The 17330-nt window shown below is 42.4% G+C and carries 13 protein-coding genes and 1 riboswitch; of the genes, 7 read left to right on the top strand and 6 right to left on the bottom strand.

Going from position 1 to position 17330, the window contains the following annotated elements; genetic code table 11:
- Window positions 1-146: 146 nt before the first annotated feature.
- Complete coding sequence (locus ACDZ29_RS16320; protein ID WP_370014154.1) at window positions 147-1181, bottom strand: NAD-dependent epimerase/dehydratase family protein; 1035 nt, start codon at window positions 1179-1181, stop codon at window positions 147-149.
- Between the two features lie 233 nt (window positions 1182-1414).
- Here ACDZ29_RS16320 and ACDZ29_RS16315 point away from each other — a divergent pair, with 233 nt between their 5' ends.
- Together ACDZ29_RS16315 and ACDZ29_RS16310 are read left to right on the top strand one after the other, a co-directional pair.
- A complete protein-coding gene (locus ACDZ29_RS16315) occupies window positions 1415-2299 on the top strand; it encodes a PucR family transcriptional regulator (RefSeq protein ID WP_375088170.1) in 885 nt (294 codons plus the stop codon).
- A gap of 124 nt (window positions 2300-2423) precedes the next feature.
- Window positions 2424-3569, top strand: coding sequence for an ABC transporter ATP-binding protein (locus ACDZ29_RS16310; RefSeq protein WP_289324019.1), 1146 nt, complete (start codon window positions 2424-2426; stop codon window positions 3567-3569).
- A gap of 67 nt (window positions 3570-3636) precedes the next feature.
- On the opposite strand, the gene ACDZ29_RS16305 is transcribed toward ACDZ29_RS16310, so the two are convergent.
- Window positions 3637-3879, bottom strand: a complete 243-nt coding sequence (locus ACDZ29_RS16305; RefSeq protein WP_289324018.1) for a hypothetical protein — start codon at window positions 3877-3879, stop codon at window positions 3637-3639.
- Window positions 3880-3988: 109 nt separating this feature from the next.
- Window positions 3989-5371 carry a class II fumarate hydratase gene (gene fumC / locus ACDZ29_RS16300; protein ID WP_289324017.1) on the bottom strand — a complete coding sequence of 461 codons (1383 nt, stop codon included), beginning with the start codon at window positions 5369-5371 and terminating at the stop codon, window positions 3989-3991.
- A 346-nt stretch (window positions 5372-5717) separates the two neighbouring features.
- Window positions 5718-5831, top strand: a riboswitch (SAM riboswitch).
- Between the two features lie 85 nt (window positions 5832-5916).
- On the opposite strand from fumC, the gene ACDZ29_RS16295 reads away from it, so the two are divergent.
- Both ACDZ29_RS16295 and metC read left to right on the top strand, forming a co-directional pair.
- Window positions 5917-7029, top strand: coding sequence for a methionine biosynthesis PLP-dependent protein (locus tag ACDZ29_RS16295; protein ID WP_370014152.1), 1113 nt, complete (start codon window positions 5917-5919; stop codon window positions 7027-7029).
- On the top strand, window positions 7026-8207 hold the full coding sequence (gene metC, locus ACDZ29_RS16290) for a cystathionine beta-lyase (RefSeq protein ID WP_289324015.1): 1182 nt from the start codon (window positions 7026-7028) through the stop codon (window positions 8205-8207). Before ACDZ29_RS16295 ends, metC begins: the two co-directional genes overlap by 4 nt.
- Before the next feature lie 110 nt (window positions 8208-8317).
- Here metC and ACDZ29_RS16285 read toward each other — a convergent pair whose 3' ends face one another.
- The 3 genes from ACDZ29_RS16285 to ACDZ29_RS16275 all read right to left on the bottom strand — a co-directional run bounded on the left by ACDZ29_RS16285 (window position 8318) and on the right by ACDZ29_RS16275 (window position 12470).
- Window positions 8318-8566, bottom strand: coding sequence for a type B 50S ribosomal protein L31 (locus tag ACDZ29_RS16285; RefSeq protein WP_375088169.1), 249 nt, complete (start codon window positions 8564-8566; stop codon window positions 8318-8320).
- Window positions 8567-8703: 137 nt separating this feature from the next.
- On the bottom strand, window positions 8704-10722 hold the full coding sequence (locus ACDZ29_RS16280) for an ABC transporter ATP-binding protein (RefSeq protein WP_375088168.1): 2019 nt from the start codon (window positions 10720-10722) through the stop codon (window positions 8704-8706).
- Entirely contained in the window at window positions 10719-12470 is a 1752-nt protein-coding gene (locus ACDZ29_RS16275) for an ABC transporter ATP-binding protein (RefSeq protein WP_375088167.1), read from the bottom strand. The genes ACDZ29_RS16280 and ACDZ29_RS16275 overlap by 4 nt, the downstream gene beginning before the upstream one ends.
- Before the next feature lie 792 nt (window positions 12471-13262).
- Between ACDZ29_RS16275 and ACDZ29_RS16270 the strand changes: the two genes are divergently transcribed.
- The 3 genes from ACDZ29_RS16270 to ACDZ29_RS16260 all read left to right on the top strand — a co-directional run bounded on the left by ACDZ29_RS16270 (window position 13263) and on the right by ACDZ29_RS16260 (window position 17307).
- Window positions 13263-14366: a DUF2515 family protein gene (locus ACDZ29_RS16270; RefSeq protein ID WP_375088166.1), complete on the top strand. Its 1104-nt coding sequence runs from the start codon at window positions 13263-13265 to the stop codon at window positions 14364-14366.
- A 74-nt stretch (window positions 14367-14440) separates the two neighbouring features.
- Window positions 14441-14794: a hypothetical protein gene (locus tag ACDZ29_RS16265; RefSeq protein ID WP_289317599.1), complete on the top strand. Its 354-nt coding sequence runs from the start codon at window positions 14441-14443 to the stop codon at window positions 14792-14794.
- Window positions 14795-15192: 398 nt separating this feature from the next.
- Window positions 15193-17307 carry a penicillin-binding protein 2 gene (locus ACDZ29_RS16260; protein ID WP_289324010.1) on the top strand — a complete coding sequence of 705 codons (2115 nt, stop codon included), beginning with the start codon at window positions 15193-15195 and terminating at the stop codon, window positions 17305-17307.
- The last annotated feature ends 23 nt before the right edge of the window (window positions 17308-17330 follow it).

Raw genomic sequence — 17330 nt, 5'->3', positions numbered from 1 at the left:
AAACGATGGGGTTTTTCCCCATCGTTTTTTCATACATTAAGGAATCAAATCATAACATTGCTTGTTTCAAATCACCCTTTTCTCTATGCACCTATTATTAAACAAAATGTGGTGCCAATCCTTCAGTCTAATAAAAGAAGTTTTCATCAGACTGTCTGTTTCCATAATCGAAGGAGATCACTTTCATGTTGTCTGTGGATACCAGCTTTTCTATCAGCTGACTCTGGTCGATTCTTTTCCCAATCCCAAATATCTTCGAGTGTTTCAGAAAGCGGACGGAATGTTAGTCCATTATTGATGGCTTTATTGTTATCAAAAGCCAAAAATCCATTCAAAGGTTCCTTGGCTCCTGGAAAAGGGAACTCTTCCGGTATCCATAAAGGCATCTCTCCCCACGGCTCGACTTTATTGTCCATCAAGAACTTTTCAGATACCCATGTAAAGGCAGCATTGCTTCTTGTCACCTTTTTACAGTCTTCAAGTAAACGACCCATAGTTAGAGTGTAATCCGGTCCCACGGCGTTATATGCACCTGTCATACTTTTTTCTATCATTTGGATGATCCATTGAGCTAAGTCCCTTGCATCGATAAATTGGATTGGACGGCCAGGGCGTCCCGGGGATAAAACTTCTCCCCCTTCCGCTATTCTCTTAAGCCAGTATGGCAAACGGTCAGTGTAATCATATGGACCTACTATTTGGCCAGCACGAATTGACAAGACTTTCCCCGGCAGTTCTTTTTCAGCTGCTTTTTCGCTCAATGATTTTAGCGGACCATAATATTCCCCGTATATCGGTCCAGCCGTTCCACGGGTGATTTCTTCTACTTTTGCATCATTTAGTATATGAACCGCTCCATTTTCATCAATGCCTGGTTTGCTAGGATCCTTATAAACTGAGCAGCTTGAAATATATGTATAATGTTTAACCTGATTCAGTAATCTGCAAGATTTCTCTACAGTTCGAGGGATAAAACCCGATGTGTCAATGACTGCATCCCAATGTCTTTCCTTCAACATTTCCAGATCCCCGTCGCGGTCCCCTCTTAATTGTTCGATTTCGCCAAAAACATCAGGGTTGCTTCCACGATTAAAAAGTGTGACATCATGCCCTTTCTCAATCGCAGCTTTAACTAAATACCGGCCTATAAACCGTGTACCACCCAATATTAAAATGTTCATACAATCGCCTCCTCTTAAACGATATTCCATAAAGCATACGCAAAACCCTTTCCTAAAATTAACAATAATTCCAACTTTTATTCCAACTCGCTTTTTAACCATGAATTTCCGTTTACCGGAATGATTTGACCTTGTCATGTCGTTTTTCTTAAAAACTAGTAATATTCTTAATCTTTTGCACTTTATTCTTTTTCGCTATAATGATATGGATATGAAGAAAGAAGGTGGAGACGATGCTTGAAAATCTTAAACAAAAATTCCCGAATGCTATTACCAATAAAATGGATACTGATGAAATTTCTGAATATGTTTGGTTCGAAGACTCTAGAAGTATACTTGGGATTCCCCGTTCAGAAATCACCGCAGAAGAAATCCGTTTATTGGAACTGCTATTTGCTCCTTCCATAAACCCAAATAACCCAAATACGTATCAAGACGTATCATGGAAAACTTTTTTATCCGAACCGAATGCACCATTGCCCTTAACAAGCTGGGAGAATGTTCGATTCATTCATTTCAAGCTGACTCATGCAGACTTTTCCAACTCCGATTTTGAAGACGCCTTCCTCGCTTTCGTTCCATCTGACGCAGCATTGGTCTGGGAAAATGAAACGTCAGGAATCTTGATTGAAACGGACAAGGATGAACCTTTATCAAATAAAGAACTAATCGCCATTTCTTCCACGCTTGAAAGTGACTTTTATGTAAAGACACGTATGTTCACCGGGCGCTTTCACCCTGTAAATCAAGACCTTCATCATCACAGGAACCAGGAGAAAAAATGTTTTTATTTGGCACAAGTGCATCTGCCGGATCTAAAGGTGGCTGATTTAGCAGACATCATCCCCCACTCATTAATAAATGACCTTTCCGTTACGAATGCAAAGTGGTATATCAATGAGATTCTCGGCAAGACCAAGCAGGATACTGAACTTATCAAAACGATCAAAACGTATATCGAATGTAATTCCAATGCCACCTATGCCGCCAAACAGCTTTATATACATCGGAACAGCTTACAATACCGGATAGATAAATTCTCTGAAAGAACTGGTCTCGATATTAGGAACTTTCGTCACGCCTTGACTGCGTACTTGATTCTTTTACTGAATGATTAATTTTCATTACAAACAGGGGTTTTCATCCTTTTTTGTGCAATGTGCCCATACTTTTTTCTAAACTGATAGCTTAGACTATATTTAATTAGTACAAGTAATCAAGAGTTTAAAAGGGGGATTTTTCATGGCAGAGTTAGTATTGGATCATATATTCAAGATTTATGATAAAAAGGTGACAGCTGTTAAAGACTTCAACCTTCGTGTTGCCGATAAGGAATTCATAGTTTTTGTGGGACCTTCAGGCTGCGGCAAATCGACGACTTTACGGATGATTGCCGGACTGGAAGACATTTCCCAAGGGGATTTATTTATAGACGGCAAGCGAGTCAATGATGTCCCCCCTAAAGATCGTGATATTGCGATGGTTTTCCAGAATTATGCCTTATATCCACATATGTCCGTCTATGACAATATGGCATTTGGATTAAAGCTCCGGAAAACGCCAAAAGCGGAGATCAAGCAAAGGGTCAATGAAGCTGCAAGGATCCTCGGACTTGAAGAGCTGCTAAATAGAAAACCGAAAGCCCTTTCAGGTGGTCAGCGCCAGCGTGTGGCACTAGGCCGTGCAATTGTAAGGGACGCAAAAGTATTTTTGATGGATGAGCCATTATCCAATCTCGACGCAAAGCTGCGGGTTCAAATGCGTGCTGAAATCGCAAAGCTACATAAACGTCTGGACACCACAACGATATATGTCACACATGACCAAACAGAGGCAATGACCATGGCGACACGTCTTGTCGTAATGAAAGATGGTATCATCCAACAGGTCGGTGCCCCAAAAGACGTTTACGAGAAACCCATAAACGTTTTCGTCGGCGGCTTCATCGGATCGCCTGCCATGAACTTCTTTACCGGAACATTAAAAGAAGGCATGTTTAAAATTGGTGAACAAACGTTTGAAATACCCGAATTGAAGATGAGAATGCTGCGTGATCAAGGATATGTCGGAAAAGAAATGATCTTTGGCATCCGTCCGGAGGATTTCCATAACGAAGGAGATTGCTTCACGGAGTCCCCCAACAGTATATTCACAACCCAAATTGATGTAGCCGAACTCATGGGCGCGGAGATCATGCTTTACTCCACATTAGAGGGGCAGGACTTCGTCGCACGGGTAGATGCCAAGAATATTATCCAGGCAGGCGAGAACATCAAACTAGCCCTTGACATGAATAAAGCACACTTTTTTGATAAAGGGACCGAACATCGCATTTTAGTTGAAGAGGACGAACAAATGCAGGAAAGCATGAAGTTATCTGCCAATTAAACGTAAAAAGACCCGTTCATGAATGGGTCTTTTTTTCATTTATTCAAATATTAAATAAGGGTCAAATCTATTCCTGGACCAATACCACTTCATCATGTCCGCATTCAGAGCATTTCATAAGATGCGGGCATTGGCCTTTTTGAAGGGATTGGGGGTATCCGTCGTTCAGCTTAAGTGTGTCGATATCCATATAAGCACTGTAATCATCAGCGTAATCCATGAATTTCCCTTTATCCTCAAGATTGCTGCTGCATTCCGGGCAATTTACATGAATTTTTCTTAGACCGTTGCAAAGCGGGCATAAAGACATTGTTATTCCTCCTGTTCCCGATACTTATGATCTCAGTATTTGTTGCTTTCATTATTTTAACACATGGAAACACCCTCCCTAATACCGGCGGGAGGGCACTCCTATGGAATTATTTATTAACCATGTTAGCGGGATCGACCCATGCTTTGAATTCATCTTCCGTGAGGAACTCCAATTTCAATGCCGCTTCTTTTAAGGTAGAGTTGTCCTTGAATGCAGTTTTGGCGATCTTGGCTGCTTTTTCATAACCAATATGCGGGTTCAATGCTGTTACCAACATAAGGGAGCGATCTACATTTTCTTTGATCTTATCTTCATTTGCAGTGATGCCAACCGCACAATTAATGTTAAAAGAGTGTATGCCTTCCGTCAATAATTTCACTGTTTGAAGGAAGTTATAGATGATGACTGGTTTGAATACGTTCAATTCAAAGTTACCTTGGCTTGCTGCAAATCCAATTGTAGCATCGTTACCCACGATTTGTGTCGCAATCATGGTAAGCGCTTCACTCTGTGTTGGATTGACTTTACCCGGCATGATGGAACTGCCTGGCTCATTTTCAGGAATGGCTATTTCGCCGATTCCGCTTCTAGGGCCACTTGCCAGCCATCTGACATCGTTCGCAATTTTCATTAAATCTGCTGCCAATGCTTTCAAAGCACCGTGTGCATAAACGATTTCGTTATGGCTTGTCAATGCATGGAACTTATTATCCGATGTGACGAAAGGATGTCCTGTATCCGCTGCAATTTGTTTTGCGGAAAGTCCCGGGAATTCTTTTTTTGTATTGATTCCTGTTCCTACAGCCGTTCCCCCTAGAGCCAGGTTCAATAATTTTTGGCTGCTTTCCTCAATCATCGCTAGATCTTTATCAAGCATCGCTTTCCAGCCAGAAATTTCTTGTCCTAATGTCAGTGGTGTTGCATCTTGAAGATGTGTCCGGCCAATCTTCACGACATCCCAAAACTCTTTTTCTTTTGAATCGAATGTATCACGAAGTTCTTTGATGGCAGGAACCAACTTTTCAGCGACCTCCATAAAGGCTGCAATGTGCATGGCGGTCGGGAAAGTATCATTGGAGCTTTGTGCCTTGTTTACATCATCATTCGGGTGAAGTGTTTCCGATTCACCATTTTCTTTTAACCATTCATTCCCTTTGTTAGCGACCACTTCATTCACGTTCATATTACTTTGCGTCCCGCTTCCCGTTTGCCAAACTACAAGCGGGAAGTGTTCATCAAGCGTACCTTCAAGGATTTCGCCGCAAATCTTAACGATGGCATTCTTTTTAACTTCCGAAAGATCACCGAGATCATAGTTCACCTTTGCCGCAGCTTGTTTAACGTATGCAAATGCACGAACCAATTCAATCGGCATTTTTTCATTACCAATTTTGAAATTGTTACGGCTTCTCTCGGTCTGTGCTCCCCAATATTTATCGGCAGGAACTTTCACTTCACCCATCGTATCTCGTTCGATTCTGTAATCCATGTGTTCTCCTCCTATGTTTGCACTATTCATCGAAGACCTTAAGTATATGAAATGAATAATGTCGTATTATTCTCTCTCCTTACATTGTACAAACTTTATTATTTTAAAGCAAAAATATCCGGCCAAGCCTCCCCTTTTTCTGAAAAATTCAATTAATTCAACAGGATCATTCAGGATTATCCTTGACCACATGAAAATTCCGGATATTCTTTTTTAGACACGTAAAGTGTTGACACCGCTAGGCTCCAATAGACCTAGTCATGAACATCGAAGCAAAATCCATCAAACTTGTTCTTGACAGTATTTTGTATTTATAGTAAATTCAAAAGAAATTGAATAATCTAAACTCTTATCGAGAGAGGTATAGGGAATGGCCCGATGACACCTCAGCAACCTTCATTTGTTTCAAACCAATGAAAAGGTGCTAATTCCACAAGTTTGTGAACTTGGAAGATAAGAAGAATGACTCGTCCCTACTTAATCAAAGTCTTCTTCTTAAAGAAGACTTTTTTTATTTTATATAACTCAAAGGAGCAGTGAAAACTATGTACAAAACTGAAACATATCTTGCTCAATTAGGAAATCGCAGCGAAACGGCGACAGGAACAGTCAATCCGCCAGTATACTTTTCAACTGCTTTTCGCCACGAAGGAATCGGTCAATCGACTGGATTCGATTACACAAGGACAGGTAATCCTACACGCCAACTATTGGAACGATCCATCGCCGATCTGGAAAAAGGCGACCAAGGATATGCCTGCAGTTCAGGAATGGCAGCCATTTCTACTATACTGGCCTTATTTAAATCAGGTGATGCATGGATTGTCAGCGAAGATCTTTATGGGGGTACATATCGTCTGTTAGAACAAGGTTTTAAGAAATGGGGGTTGCAGTGTGACTATGTGAACACTTGTTGTTTGGAGGATATCGAAAAAGCCATCACTCCTCACACGAAAGCCATCTTCATTGAAACTCCCACTAACCCTCTTATGCAGCAAACGGATATTAGCGCCGTTGCCGCATTGGCCAAACGATTTGATTTATTGTTAATCGTTGATAATACTTTTTACACGCCTCTTATTCAACAACCCATCCTGCTTGGAGCGGATATTGTGATTCACAGTGCTACCAAGTATCTCGGTGGTCATAATGATGTGCTCGCCGGACTGATCGTGGCCAGCGGCGCGGAATTATGTGATGCACTTGCCTTCCATCATAATGGTACTGGTGCTGTCTTGAGCCCCTTTGATTCTTGGCTGTTGATGCGCGGAATGAAAACCCTGGCATTGCGGATGGATCGTCATGAAAAGAATGCAAAGGTACTTGTAGATTACTTGTCGGAACATGATTGTGTTACGGACGTATTGTATCCCGGTAGGGGCGGCATGATTTCCTTCCGCATCATTGAAGAAGCGGCGGTCAACCCATTTTTACAATCACTCTCATTAATTTCGTTTGCAGAAAGCCTTGGAGGGGTCGAAAGCTTCATCACCTATCCTGCTACACAAACACATGCCGATATACCTCTTGAAGTCAGAACGGCCAATGGGGTTTGTAATCGCCTGCTTCGCTTCTCCGTCGGCATTGAGGACAGCGACGATTTGATTCAGGATTTACAGCAAGCATTCGCACACGTAAAAAGGGAGGCACTACGATGACCGATCATGATTTTAGCTTTGAAACCAAATTACTCCATAATCAACATAAATTCGATTCGGCAACAGGCGGTGTGAGCGTCCCCATTCAGCACGCTTCCACTTTCCATCAATCCGATATCGATCAATTCGGTAAATATGATTACAGCAGAAGCGGGAACCCAACTCGCGAAGCGCTGGAAGATATCATTGCCGAACTTGAGGAAGGTACACACGGTTTTGCCTTTTCATCAGGAATGGCAGCCATTTCAACAGCTTTCCTACTGTTGTCTGCCGGAGACCATATCGTCATTTCCGAAGATGTGTATGGCGGAACGTTCAGGATGGTCACAAGTGTTTTGACACGTTTCAATATTGAGCATACTTTCGTTGACATGACGGACCTTGAAAGCGTCAAAGCGGCCATTAAGCCAAATACGAGTGCCATATACATCGAAACGCCTTCAAATCCATTACTTAAAGTGACCGATATTAAAGCCGTATGTGATATCGCAAAAACAGCCGGGGCCTTAAGTTTTGTTGATAATACATTCTTGACGCCAGCATTACAGAAACCACTGAATCTGGGCGCTGATGTTGTCCTTCATAGCGCGACGAAGTTTTTATCCGGACATAGTGATGTGGTAGCTGGACTTGCTGTAGTGAAAGATCCTGAATTGGCAGTAAGACTCGGTTCCCTCCAAAACTCCTTTGGAGCGGTTCTTGGTGTCCAGGACGCCTGGCTAGTAATGAGAGGTCTGAAGACCTTGTCCGTTAGAATGGAGCACTCCCAAAAAGGGGCAGAAAAGATTGCCGCCTACTTAAAGAAGCAGCCCTTGGTTAAAAAAGTGTATTATCCCGGCCTAGCAGATCATCCACAGCACGCCATCCAGGAAGGCCAGTCACTTGGAGCCGGGGCGGTCCTATCATTTGAATTGGAAAGCGAAGAAGTCTTCCGCTCTTTCGTGAACTCTGTCGAGCTTCCTGTTTTTGCCGTAAGCCTTGGAGCTGTCGAATCGATATTATCCTACCCGGCCAAAATGTCCCACGCTGCCATGCCTGCTGATGAAAGGGAAAAGCGGGGCATCACGAACAGCTTGCTTCGTCTCTCTGTCGGACTTGAAAATCCGGACGATTTAATCAAGGACTTCGATGCGGCCCTTGTAAATATTGCAAAAGGCGAAGCAATTGCTGCGAAATGAAAAAAGGATGGGTGCCCCATATTTATGGGCACCCTTTTTGTTTGCATCATTTTAATTCTTGTTAAACCCATCCATAAAAAAAGGCCAACGATTTCCCGACGGCCTTACTCTCATTTCTTCATATTATATTTATCCAGGAAGCGATCCACTCGTCCGCCTTTTTCAGCAAACTTCTGCTTTCCAGTATAAAAAGGGTGCGTATCTGAACTGATCTCCACTTTTAATAATGGATACGTTTGGCCGTCTTCCCATTCGATCGTTTCATTGGATGTTTTCGTGGAACCTGTCAAGAATTTATAACCGCTGTTGGTATCCATGAATACTACTTGTGGATAATCGGGATGAATTTCTTGTTTCACTATTATCACCTCATCGTTAGTATAGGTATATGTTAAGCGTAATGATTACTATTATCAAGCATTGTGCTTGAAGGTGCCAATAACGGCACCTTCATTAATAGTTTAATCTTGATTATCCTTACTTATTCAATTGTATTTCAACCGGCCATCCCTTTATGCGGCCCAGCCTGCAGCTCATACATTTGATAGTACTTCCCTTTTAGTTCCATTAATTCTTCATGTGTACCTTGCTCAGCAATCCGACCTTTATCCAGTACCAGAATTTGGTCGGCATTTTTAATCGTGGAGAGTCTATGTGCAATGATGAAGGTCGTTCTCCCTTTTTTCAGCACTTCCATTCCCTTCTGGATAATTGCCTCGGTTTCTGTGTCGATGCTTGCCGTCGCTTCATCCAAAATCAATATCGCCGGATTGAATGCAAGAGCACGTGCAAAAGAGATTAGCTGCCGCTGTCCAGAAGACAACGTTCCTCCTTTTTCAATCACAGGTTCATCTAGCCCTAAAGGAAGATGCTTCAGCACTTTGTCGCCCCCTACATCCCTTAATGATTTTTCAACCATTTCCCTTGTGATGCCTTTATGATTCAGACTGATATTGGAAGCGATGGTGCCAGTAAATAAATAGGGATCCTGGAGGACGATTCCCATATGCTCCCTAAGCGTTTGATGGGGAATATCCAAAATATTTCTTCCGTCAATTTTGATTTGCCCTTCACTACTGTCATAAAAACGGAACAATAAATTCATTATGGAACTTTTTCCTGATCCAGTATGGCCAACTAAAGCGATCGTTTCCCCTTGCTTAGCTGAGAAGGAAATGTCCCTTAACACATATTCATTATCCTTATAGCCAAAAGAAACATTTTCGAATTGCACGTTTCCTTTGTATCTGGATATGTTTTCATCACTGACTGCCAATCCCTGCTCATCCAATAAACTGAATGCCCGCTCCCCTGCAACAAGTGCCTGTTCTAGGTTAGCGAACTGATTGACGATTCCGTGAAGCGGATGAAGCAGGCGGCTGATCAAATCAACAATTGCATACATCATCCCTAAAGAAATGGCTGAACTCGCTGTAAGGGAAATCCCCCCGAAATACCAGACGAATGCCACTAGCGCCAGAACTTTAATGACACCAATTAAGTTTCCACCCGTCAACGAATTCAAATGGAGCATTTTATTTTGATAGGAATAGTGCTCCTGGTTCAAATTTTCAAAAGATTGCTTCGTCTCCTTTTCACGTCCAAATGCCTGAATGATGCTCATTCCAGAAATGGATTCATTGATCATCCCATTAATATCGCTGACCCGTTCCCGAATGATGTGATTATATTTTGAGGCGAATTTACGGTATACCGTCGTCCAGATAACGATGATCGGAATGAGTAAAAGGCCAATGGTACCGACACGTGCATCCAGAATGTACAAAGCAATCAGAACGCCGAAGATATTAATCGTGCTCGAGAAGAAGTTGGCGAGCACCGTTACATATAATTCCCGGATCGCTTCCGTATCATTAGTTACCCTGGCTACCACTTTTCCCGCTGGCATATTATCGAAATAACGTATCGGTAAACGGGAAATATGCGTAAAAATTTCATTTCGCATCTTTTGAATGATTCGGTTTGCCGCTTTCTGCAAATAAAAACTCTGCCCATATTGAAAAATGGAGGAAATGATGACAAGGCCAAAATAAAAAGCCACAAGCTTAAAGATCCGCGGAATTTCCGGTTGATAAAACCGCATCACTTCCTGACTCGTCAATTTAACCGCTTGCACCCGTTGCTCTTCCCCGTCTTTCTTGATGATCAACGATTGGTTCTCCAAGCTTCTTCGGCCATCCATAGGCACGGCTTCATCTACGAAGACAAATTGATTGCCAACCTGCAAAACGCGGACTTCCCTGCCTTTCTTCTCACCTTCATTAAAGTAATCGGCCCGTTTATACCAATTTTCATCATACTTAACAGCATCTTTTCCTTTAACCGTTTCATACCAGGAGGATTCGATCCCAAGGATATGTGAATCGATGATTTTCTTGGCAACGAATGGACCCGTCAAATCGGCGGCTACCGAAAGTGCCAGCATGATCAGGGCGCCAATGATTAATTTTTTATATAGTGCAGCATAATTAAAAAGTTTCTTTACGACCTTCATGCCTTCACCTCCGTCCCTTGGTCAACCTGCTGTCGATCGTATTGCTCCCTATACCAGCCATTATTCTGCAGTAAATCTCCGTGAGTCCCCTCTTCGATGATCTCTCCACTGTCCAACACGATAATCCTATCCGCGTGCTGAACGGCTGATAAGCGATGTGTTGTGATGATGGTCGTTTTCCCTGCCCGTTCATTTTGAATGTTTTCGATGATGGTCGTTTCCGTTTTCGCATCTACAGCGGATAAGGAATCATCCAATATAAGGATTTCTGGATTTTTGATCAGTGCCCTGGCAATCGAGATCCTCTGCTTTTGCCCTCCAGATAGAGCGACACCTTTCTCACCGACGAGTGTCTCAAGACGGTTGGGCAGCATCATTAAGTCCTTCTCAAAATCCGCAAGCCGGATAGCTTCAGCCAGTTCATCTTCAGTTGCATCCATTTTACCGAATAAGATATTTTCCCTAACAGACTTCGAGAATAAAAAATGGTCCTGTGGAACGTAACCGATCCAGTTACGAATATCTTCCAGATCCAGTTGCTCCAACGGAATTCCTGCAAAAGCAATTTCTCCTGTTCCTAAAGGATATTCCCGTAGCAATTGCTTCACGAATGTCGTTTTTCCACTTCCTGTTTTCCCGACGATACCCAATGTTTGACCACGCTCAAGCTGTACGGAAATATTGGATAGATTGACTACTGAAGAGGAAGGGTATGTAAAAAACACTTGATTGAATTCGATATTTTCCGGATTAGGAATACTCTCCAAACCCAATGGGTTCTTCACATCCGCTTCATATGAAAGGGTATCTTGAACACGATCCAGCGAAGCATTTCCCCTTTGCATGACATTGATCAGTTCACCCACCGCGATCATCGGCCAAATTAACATGCCTAGGTAAACATTGAACGAAACCAGTCCGCCAAGAGTTATGGCCTGTTGAAAAACAAGATAAGCCCCATAGCCCAAACCGATTAAATAACTGATTCCGATGATAATGCTGATCGTTGGATCAAAGAGGGCGTCGATTCTTGCCACGGCGAGATTTTTGCGATATACATCCTCCGTCATATCATCAAATCGTTTTTCATCCTCCCGTTCCTGGACATAAGCCCGGATGACACGGATACCTGAAATGGATTCCAGGACCTTGTCATTTAAAGTACCAAAGGCAGCTTGTGCATCAGTAAAACGTTTGTAAATTTTTTTCACGTAGATTTGCATCATCACTGCCATGATCGGAAGTGGAAGCACCGCCGCAATCGTCAACTGCCAGCTGATGGTGGCTCCCATCATGACCACAACTGTAATGGTGAACAGCACCGCATCAACGAGCGTCAATATCCCGAAACCAGCTGTGAGGGATATTGCCTTTAAATCATTGGTTGCCCTTGCCATTAAATCCCCTGTACGGTTTTTTTCATAAAAAGTCGGCGTCATTTTCAGCAAATGGCCCATAAATCCGGACCTTAGTTTTAGTTCGGCCAAGTTTCCGCCGCCGAATAACAGATAACTCCATAAGTACCCAAATAGGTAGCTGCCGCTCAGTACCAGGAGCAAATAAATAACATATTTCATGACATCTTCCTGCGTCATGCTTCCACTGTTCATATCATCGATGGCATTCCCGACTAATTTTGGCGGGATGACCTCCAAGATATTCACTAGACATAGGAATAAAATGGCCAAGGTATAACGCCGCCACTGTTCTTTAAAGAACCAGGACAGCTTTTTAAAAATCGCAAACATGAATTCCCCTCCCTTTTGTTCAAACCTTTCCCTTCGCTAACCGCTTTCTGGATCTCCGGGGTGCAGTAAGATTCCCAATTTCTTTTGTCTCATTTAAAATTCCTCCTATCTTTTATATGGAAAGGATGCTATTGCACCTGAATCCCAAATGCCAAAAAGCCTCCGCCAATTAGCGGAAGCTTTTTTAGATGTGTAAGAACACATATAAAAGCGCAGGCCGCGAAAATTCCACAACCTGCGCTTAAATGATGAATGAACACGTTCTCAATCCTTTGTCTAGAACGACAAAGCCTCAGGGCAGGCGGACGTATGATATTCGGTTGTAACATCCATATGCTTAACTGATTTAGTCATGACGTTCGCCTCCTTTTACATTGATTAATGGTAATTTTTAACTTATGTTTAAAGATTACTACGTGTGTATATTTTTGTCAATTGTGACTTTTCTAGATTATTGATGGATAATCCTTTATTCTTATAAGAATGACGTTTACCTAAGGAGGTTCAGCATATGCACTGGAGAAAATATATACTCCTGGCGGTTCCCTTTTTACTTTCATCCATTTTCATCTTATTTGCCGTACCGGTCCAATATAGACCGTTATCCTTCATTCCTGTGATACTTTTCTGGATAGTTTATTATATTTTATTGTACAGGGAAAAGAAGAAGAAAAATAACTGATGACAAAAGAAAACCATCAAGGGCGTTGCAAATTTGTAACGCCCCTTTCTTGACGGCTCTGCATATAATGATCGAAAAACATTCGTGGTGATCATATGTTCTCCCAATATGTGCAGAAGCTGTTAGGCAAAAACCCTGTCAAAACCAAACCCATCATCGATGCTGAAAGATATGACACGCTAAAATCCCATTTACAAAAAGAGCTATTTCAGCCTTTGGATGAGTCAAAAGTTTTTTTTCCGGAGGAAACCGCCCTTGTAAAAAGCATTCGTACCGAAACGGCTGCCTTGAACAGGAACAATATCACAAGAACACAAGCATATCTCGCCTTTTACAATCGTAATCCAGAGGTCCATTGGGCCTTTTTAGCACATATGGTTTCGAGGAATGGAGGATACCATATGACTGACTTGAAAAGTTCATCCATGACCCATCTTATTGACAAAGCGGAACGGCAGAAATTTTTCCTGTTCCTTGAGCGCGCCAATTCGGCCATATTTGCCGATGCCTTCCCCCAGCTCCTTTTATATGAACTTTCTAAACAAAAAGCACTTCCAATAAGGAAATACTTACAGGTATTCCGCATTTCAAGATTCATGGCCCCGATTTGGGAATCTTTCATCGAAGAACCACATTCACCCCTTTTGACAACATCCCTCATCATTAATGAACAAAGAATGCTTCAGGAAAGGGTACTAAAACGTACCCGCCATGGTGAAATCCTCCGAAGGCTTGATTTTCAGCTTCAGGAATACTTAGGCTTCATGAATGTGATCTTCCCTTACGAAAACAAGCAAGACGGACTCCATTCCTTGACAGGCCTGACCGTTGAACGCTTTGCCGATCCGAAACAGCGTATAGAAACGGGAAAATTCTTATATGGGCTTCTTTTTCAGCATCCGGTTGTTTTTCGCGGTGTTAGCCAATTTACAAAAGAGGTCCCACACACGGGTTCCAGAGAGGATTACTGGAAAAAAATATATACCTCAGACCCAACCACGGCAAAAGATGCTAAAGTCTACAGCCCCACTCTTCATGATGCATGGGCAGATCAAATAGTCTTTCCTCTCCCTTCCATTGATTGGTTCTCGAATGAAAGCTTCATAGAAGATTTACGAAGCTCACCGATTACTAAAAAGGTGGACTTGACCAACAAGGTGCTCGAAAATGTCAAGCAGCTCAAGACCCTTAACGGAATGAAAGCCATTTTCTAGCATCAGGCCTCTTACTTTGAATATCCCATCCTCCATTTGGCAAGAATGGTTAGCAAAAAGAATGGGTGATTCAAATGAGAGGCATTGTACTATTGAATCCAAACTACAGATTCGGGGATTTACATACTAACGAAAGCTTTACAATCCAAAAGATCATGACGGACAAGTATAGGGACGAAATGAATATTTCCCCGGTCATACTGAATCCGTATCAAATCCATCCTTATTACACCATCCCGCATGAGCTTCTATTCAATTTGCAGAAGCGAAAAACGGATCAAATCGATTGCCTGATACTTCACTCTATAGAAACGATTGAACGTTTCATCTATATTTACCCGGAAAAATGGCTTGAGCTATGCGGATATTTCAAAGAGATTATCAGTGTGGCGACTCTAACTCCCGTTAGGAAATCTGAAGCAAATTAATGCTTGAATAAAAAATCATGGTACTTAAGGCATTGTGAATGAATTCTCGAAGGTTTAAAGTCATTGATCGTTCATTTACCATGACCATCTCTCCAAGTACTTTGATTTGAGCATCCCTTTTTCACATGAGCAACTCTATAAAGCATCTCTCCTCTTGATTGCCGCCGTGCTGCTTCACCCACTATTTATCTATTAGAACCCCACCCAAATCATTTGTCATATAAATTTAAATCAATTTTCCCAATTTTGAGACTACTAGGAATTTTATAACTCTTAAACAATCTTTTGGAAATATAGATAAATTTACGGATAAAGCATAGAAAAATAAGTTAATTTTATATATCATTGGAGATAGGAATTTTCTTATTTTTTACTTTTACTAGAAAGGAATGTTAATCATGGCCAAAGAAAAAAAGAAAAAAACCCCAATTCCTTTCCGACTGAACTTTATGTTCTTTTTAATATTCATTTTATTTTCAAGCTTAATAATCCGGCTTGGCATCGTCCAAATCGTGTATGGGGATGATTACCTTCGCGAAGTCGACCGAACGGAAAACGATGTGGCCAATACCCCCGTTCCCCGTGGTAAGATGTATGACCGCAACTTGAATCCGGTCGTTGATAATGAGCCGCGGAACGCCATCACTTATACGAAATACCCGAATACGAAAGCGGCCGATATGGTGAAGACGGCGGAGGTCCTTGCTACCTTGATAGAAAAAGATACAAAAAAGGTAACACTGCCGGATAAAAAGGATTTTTGGATTTTAAAACATCCAAAAGAAGCCGAAGCCTTGATTACCAAAGCCGAGAGGAAGAAAGTAATCGAAAAGAAACTGGAGCAAAAAAATTTATACAAACTTCAAATGGAACGGGTAACCGATGAAAATATCAAGAAATTCACCAAGGATGAGTTGGAAGTGATCGCCATCTTCCGGGAATTCAATAGTGGCTATGCCCTCGCACCGTCGATCGTGAAGAATAAAGATGTCACCACAAAAGAATTCGCCAGGGTTAGTGAACATTTGGATGAAATGCCAGGCGTGGACGTAACGACGGATTGGGAAAGGACCTATAAATATGATGAGACCCTCCGCTCGGTTCTTGGCAAGGTCTCTTCTTCCGAAGAAGGCATTCCCAGTGAAAATATTGACTATTATCTGGCACGGGACTATACCAGGAATGACCGGGTCGGAAAAAGTTATATCGAAAAACAATATGAAGATGTCCTGCGTGGTCAAAAGACGCGGATTGAAAATGTGCTGAGCAAAGGAGAAGTCATCAATACGAATACCCTGACTGAAGGGCAAAGCGGAAAAGACTTGATCCTTACAATTGATATGGAGCTGCAGCAACAGGTTGAAAAAATCATCGAGAGCGAATTGCGCAGAACCAAGGCTAGGGGAAATACCTACTTATTGGATCGTGCCTTCGTCGTTTTAATGGACCCGAATACAGGCGAGGTACTTACGATGGCCGGCAGGCAATACGGCCGCAACAGTAAGACCGGATTGACCGAAATGAACGATTTCGCCCTTGGAAACATTACGACCTCCTATACGATGGGGTCATCTGTTAAAGGGGCTACGGTCTACACGGGCTTTCAGACTGGAGCCATCTCACCAGGGACGGCGTTTCATGACCATCCACTTTACTTAGCTGGTGCAAATCCAAAAAAATCTTATAGCCCTTTAGGGTATGTAACGGATGTCTCCGCTTTAAAAAAATCGTCGAATGTCTATATGTTCATGACGGCGATCAGAATTGCCGGCGGGCATTATATCCCTCATCGACCGTTAGGAATCAACAGGGAAGCATATGCGATCATGCGAAATCATTTTGCTCAATTCGGATTGGGTGTCCGTACTGGCATCGACCTGCCTAATGAGTCTGTCGGATTTAAAGGCGTCGATACTTCAACAGACGGATTGCTGCTGGATTTATCGATTGGGCAGTATGATACATATACTCCAATGCAATTGGCACAATATGCATCGACGATTGCAAATGGCGGAAAAAGGCTTGAGCCACATATGGTCAGGGAAATCAGGAATCCATCCAACGAACACAATGAATTGGGCAGCGTCTTTAAAACAATGAGTCCCAAAGTGTTAAACGATTTAGGCGGGAAAGACGTTTGGATGCAGCGTGTCCAGGAAGGATTCAGGCAGGTTGCCCAGGAGCCAGGCGGGACGGCATATAAATATTTCGGCGGGAAGTCTTACCGTGCGGCAGCAAAAACGGGTACTGCCGAGGCCTTTTACGACGGACCGCGGAGAAATCAATATAGTGAACCCTTGGAAACCATAAATTTGACTCTTGTAGGTTATGCACCTCACAATAATCCGGAAGTGGCATTTTCTGTTGTCGTGCCATGGGTGTATCAAGGCAAGCCCTCTGATGATATAAACAAAAGGATCGGGCGGGACGTAATGGACGCCTACTTTAAATTGAAGGAAAAAAGAGCAAAAGGTGAATCTGATGCAGATAAAGCAGTAGAAAGCACTCAATGATGATTACAAAAAGGCCTGCTCGT

The sequence above is a fragment of the Peribacillus sp. RS7 genome (assembly GCF_041956845.1).
Lineage (GTDB): Bacteria > Bacillota > Bacilli > Bacillales > DSM-1321 > Peribacillus.
Note: the sequence above shows the minus strand (reverse complement) of the source record. Positions and strands in the feature narration are given on the sequence as shown.